Raw genomic sequence first — 5,428 nt, forward strand, 5'->3', positions numbered from 1 at the left:
TGCTCGTCACGTTCGTCTTCCTGCGCAACATCCCGGCCACCATCATCCCGAGCGTCGTGGTGCCGCTGTCGCTCATCGGCACGTTCGGCGTGATGTACCTGGCCGGCTTCTCCATCAACAACCTCACACTGATGGCCCTGACCATCGCCACGGGCTTCGTGGTCGACGACGCCATCGTGATGGTGGAGAACATCGCGCGCTACCTGGAAGAGGGCGCGACGCCGATGGAGGCCGCGCTCGAGGGCGCCCGCCAGATCGGGTTCACGCTCGTCTCGCTCACCGTGTCGCTGATCGCGGTGCTGATCCCGCTGCTGTTCATGGCCGACGTCGTGGGGCGCCTGTTCCGCGAGTTCGCGATCACGCTCGCGGTGTCGATCCTCATCTCGCTCGTGGTGTCGCTGACGCTCACGCCGATGATGTGCGCCCGCCTGCTGAAGGCCGAGGCATCCGAGCAGCACGGCCGCCTCTTCACGATGACCGGGAAGTTCCTCGACGACATCATCGCGTTGTACGGGCGGATGCTGAACGTGGCGCTGCGCTACCAGACGCTCACCCTGTTCGTGGCCGTGGCGACCCTGGCGCTCACGGTGTGGCTGTACCTGATCGTGCCCAAGGGCTTCTTCCCGGTGCAGGACACGGGCGCCATCCAGGTGATCAGCGAGGCGCCGCAGTCGGTGTCGTTCGCGGCGATGGCGGAGCGCCAGCGCGCGGCGGCGCGGGCCATCCTCGAGGAGCCGGACGTCAAGGGGCTGTCGTCGTTCATCGGCGTGGACGGCGCCAATGCGACGCTCAACAGCGGCCGCATGCTGGTCACGCTGACGCCACGCGACCAGCGCACCAGGTCGGCCACCGAGATCATCGCCTCCCTGCGCGAGCGCGTCGCGCGCGTGCCCGGCATCACGCTGTACATGCAGCCGGTGCAGGACCTGACCATCGAGGACCGGGTCAGCCGCACCCAGTTCCAGTTCACGCTCGAGGATCCCGATGCGGCGCGCCTCAGCCTGTGGGTGCCCAGGCTGGTGGCGAAGCTCCAGCAGTCGCCGTACCTGGCCGATGTCGCCAGCGACCTGCAGGACCGCGGGCTCCAGGCGTTCCTCGACATCGACCGCGACGCCGCCAGCCGGCTCGGCATCCGCGTGTCGGCCATCGACGACGCGCTGTACGACGCCTTCGGGCAGCGCCTGATCTCGACCATCTACACGCAGGCCAACCAGTACCGCGTGGTGCTCGAGGTCGCGCCCCGTTTCCAGATCGGGCCGGAGGCCCTCGGCCAGGTGTTCGTGGCGACGTCGGACGGACGGCAGATCCCCCTGTCGAGCATCGCCTCGGTGGAGGATCGCAACACGCCGCTGGTGATCAACCACGCCGGCCAGTTCCCCGCCGTCACCATGTCGTTCAACCTGGCCAAGGGCGCCTCGCTCGGCCGGGCCGTCGAGGCCATCGAGGAGGCGCAGCGCGAGCTCGGCATGCCGGCCAGCATCCAGACGACCTTCCAGGGCGCGGCCGCGGCCTTCCGGTCGTCGCTCGACAGCACGCTGCTGCTGGTGCTCGCCGCCATCGTCACCATGTACGTGGTGCTCGGCGTGCTCTACGAGAGCTACATCCACCCCATCACGATTCTCTCGACGCTGCCGTCGGCGGGCGTGGGCGCGCTCCTCGCTTTGCTGATGACCGGCACCGACCTCAGCCTGATCGCGGTCATCGGCATCATCCTGCTGATCGGCATCGTGAAGAAGAACGCGATCATGATGATCGACTTCGCCCTCGACGCCGAGCGCACCGAGGGCCTGAGCCCGCGCGATGCCATCTACAAGGCGGCGCTGCTGCGGTTCCGGCCGATCCTGATGACGACGCTGGCGGCGCTGTTCGGCGCGCTGCCGCTGATGCTGTCGTCGGGGTCGGGCGCCGAGATGCGCCAGCCGCTCGGCCTGGTGATGGTCGGCGGGCTGCTGGTGAGCCAGGTGCTCACGCTGTTCACCACCCCGGCGATCTACCTCTTCTTCGATCGCCTCGGGCACGCGTGGCGATCGGAGCCACGCCCCCTCGCGGTGGAGGACGTCACGGCATGAGTCTCTCGTCGCCCTTCATCAGCCGGCCGGTCGCGACGACGCTGCTCAGCATCTCCGTGGTGCTGGTCGGCGCACTCGGCTACATGCTGCTGCCCGTGTCGCCGCTGCCGCAGGTCGACTTCCCGGCCATCTCGGTCGGGGCGTCGTTGCCGGGCGCCAGCCCCGAGACGATGGCCTCGAGCGTGGCCACGCCCCTCGAACGCGCGCTCGGCACCATCGCCGGCGTCAACGAGCTGACGTCGCAGAGCTCGCAGGGCTCGACGCGCATCAACATCCAGTTCGACCTGAACAAGAACATCGACACCGCGGCGCGCGAGGTGCAGGCGGCGATCAATGCCTCGCGGTCGCTGCTGCCCAGCGCGCTGCCGGGCATGCCGTCGTACCGCAAGGTCAACCCGTCGCAGGCGCCGATCATGCTGCTCGCGCTGACCTCGGACACGGCCAGCACCAGCCAGCTCTACGACCTCGCCTCGACGGTGCTGGCGCAGAAGGTGGCGCAGGTGACCGGCGTCGGCGACGTCACCGTGGGCGGCGGATCGCTCCCCGCCGTGCGCGTCGAGTTGCAGCCGCAGGCGCTCACGCAGTACGGCATCTCGCTGGACCAGGTCCGGCAGGCCATCGGCAGCGCCAACCTGCTGCGACCCAAGGGCATGATCGAGGACAGCGAGCGCCACTGGCAGATCCAGGCCAGCGACCAGCTCTCGAAGGCGGCCGACTACCAGCCGCTGATCATCACCTACCGCAACGGCGCCCCCGTCCGCCTCGGCGACGTGGCCCGGGTCTACGACGGGATCGAGGACCGCTACAACGCCGGCTTCTTCAACGACAAGGACGCGGTGCTGCTGGTCGTCAGCCGACAGGCACAGGCCAACATCATCGCGACCGTCGACGGCGTGACGGCGCAGTTGCCGGCCCTGCGCGCCTTCCTCCCGGCGGGCGTCACGCTCGACGTGGCGAGCGACAGGTCGCCGACCATCCGGGCGACGCTGCACGAGGCGCGCAAGACCCTGCTCATCGCGGTGGGCCTGGTCATCCTGGTGGTCCTGCTGTTCCTGGCCAACGCGCGCGCGGCGATGATTCCGGTCACCGCCGTCCCGGTCGCCCTCATCGGCAGTTGCGCGGTGATGTACCTCTGGGGCTTCTCCCTCAACAACCTCTCGCTGATGGCGCTCATCGTCGCCACCGGGCTGGTCGTCGACGACGCCATCGTCGTGCTGGAGAACATCTCGCGTCACGTCGAGGAGGGCATGACGCCGCTCGACGCCGCCTACATGGGCGCCAAGGAGGTCGGCTTCACGCTGCTCTCCATGAACCTGTCGATCGTGGCGGTGTTCGTCTCGATCCTGTTCATGGGCGGCATCGTCGAGCGCCTGTTCCGCGAGTTCTCGATCACGCTCGTGTCGGCGATCCTGATCTCGCTGGTGGTGTCGCTCACGCTGACGCCGATGCTGTGCGCCCGCTGGCTGGTGGCGCGATCGGCGGCCCGGCCTGGCCGCCTGCAGGCGATCAGCGACGGCGCGTTCGCGTGGCTGCGGCGCGGCTATGGCCGGTCGCTCGGGTGGGCCCTCGACCATGCGCCGATCGTCCTGATGATCCTCATCGGCGTGGCCGCGTTCACCGTGCACCTGTACACGAGCGCGCCCAAGAGCTTCCTGCCGCAGCAGGACACGGGCCAGCTCGGCGGCTTCATCCGCGGCGACGACGGCATGTCGTTCCAGATCATGCAGCCCAAGATCGAGGCCTTCCGCCAGGCGGTGCTGCGCGACCCGGCCGTGGAGAGCGTTGCCGGGTTCATCGGCGGCGGCCGCGGCATCAACAACGCCCAGATCTTCGTGCGGCTCAGGCCGCTCCAGGAGCGCAAGGTGTCGGGCCAGCTCGTCGCCGAGCGCATCCGGCGCACGCTGCCCAAGGTGCCGGGCGCCCGGCTGTGGCTCAACGTCGATCAGGACATCCGCTTCGGCGGCGGGTTCGGCGGCGGGTCGTACCAGTACACGCTGCGTTCGGACAACCTGGCCGACCTGCGCGTGTGGGCCCAGCGCGTGCGCGATGCCCTGAAGCCGCTGCCCGAGCTCACGGGCATCGAGGACGAACTCGTGTCGAGCCAGCAGATCACGCTGGAGGTCGATCGCGAGGCGGCGCGCCAGCTCGGCATCGAGATGGCCACGGTCACGCAGGCGCTCAACAACGCCTTCGGCCAGCGCCAGGTCTCGACCATCTACAACGCGATGAACCAGTACCGTGTGGTGATGGAAGTGGCGCCGCAGTTCGCGCAGGGGCCGGAAGCGCTCGACCAGGTGCACGTCGTGACGGCCACCGGAAGCCGGGTGCCGCTGTCGACCTTCAGCCGCTACACGCGCACGTCGGCCAACGACCGCATCAGCCGCAACGACCAGTTCGCGTCGGAGAACGTGTCGTTCGAGCTCGCGCCCGGCGTGAGCCTGAGCCAGGCCGAGGCCGCCATCACCCGCGCCGTGTCGCTGCTGACGCTGCCGACCAACATCCAGGGCCGGCTGCAGGGCAACGCGAGCCTGTTCAACCGGCTGCAGGGCAACCAGCCCCTCGCCATCCTCGGCACCCTGCTCATCGTGTACATCGTGCTCGGCGTGCTCTACGAGAGCTACCTGCACCCGCTGACGATTCTCTCGACGATTCCCTCGGCCGGCGCCGGCGCGTTGCTCGCCCTGCTGCTGCTGAAGACGGAGTTCAGCCTCGTCGCCCTGCTGGGGCTGTTCCTGCTCATCGGCGTCGTCATGAAGAACGCCATCCTCATGATCGACGTGGCGCTGCAGCTGGAGCGCGAGCGGGGCCTGACGCCCGAACAGGCGATCCGCGACGCCTGCATGCTGCGCCTGCGCCCCATCCTGATGACGACGATGTCGGCGCTGCTCGGGGCACTGCCCCTGATGCTGGGCGCCGGTGAGGGCGCGGAGATGCGCCAGCCGCTGGGCACGGCCATCGTCGGTGGCCTCGTGGTGAGCCAGGTGCTCACGCTCTACACGACGCCCGTCGTGTACCTCTACCTCGAGAACATGCGCGTGAAGGTCAACCGTCGGCGCGGACGCAGCGTGGCCGACGAAGTGGTCCGCGACGCCCCGCCGATGCGCCACGCCTGAGGCCCACGACCGCTCCGACGGCTACAGCCTGCAGGCGACAGGCTGCCTGTAGCCCGTAGCCTGTGGCCCTTACCTGCCCCCACACGTGTCGCGCGCGACGACCGGGGGCAACGGCGGCCCGTCGGCGGGCACGATGCGCACGGTCGCGGGACCACCAGCGTTGTTGCGGTAGAGACAGTCCCAGGCCAGGCACGGCACCAGCGCATCGTTGACGTACATCGACACGGGCCCGTCCTGCTCGGCCAC

2 protein-coding genes are annotated in these 5,428 nt (G+C 69.1%); both read left to right on the plus strand.

Annotation, left to right across the window (positions count from 1 at the left end):
• Positions 1–2,069 (plus strand): efflux RND transporter permease subunit (locus ACIRDX_RS20175; protein WP_396627234.1); only part of this gene is annotated, 2,069 nt, incomplete at its 5' end.
• Positions 2,066–5,182, plus strand: a complete 3,117-nt coding sequence (locus ACIRDX_RS20180) for an efflux RND transporter permease subunit (RefSeq protein WP_396627235.1) — start codon at positions 2,066–2,068, stop codon at positions 5,180–5,182. The genes ACIRDX_RS20175 and ACIRDX_RS20180, both read left to right, overlap by 4 nt.
• Positions 5,183–5,428 lie beyond the last annotated feature (246 nt).

Source organism: Luteitalea sp., assembly GCF_044337415.1.
Lineage (GTDB): Bacteria > Acidobacteriota > Vicinamibacteria > Vicinamibacterales > Vicinamibacteraceae > Luteitalea.

Bases quoted from the DNA above. Each gene is read 5' to 3' on its own strand.
- ACIRDX_RS20180 (WP_396627235.1), top strand. From the start codon at position 2,066: ATGAGTCTCTCGTCGCCCTTCATCAGCCGGCCGGTCGCGACGACGCTG.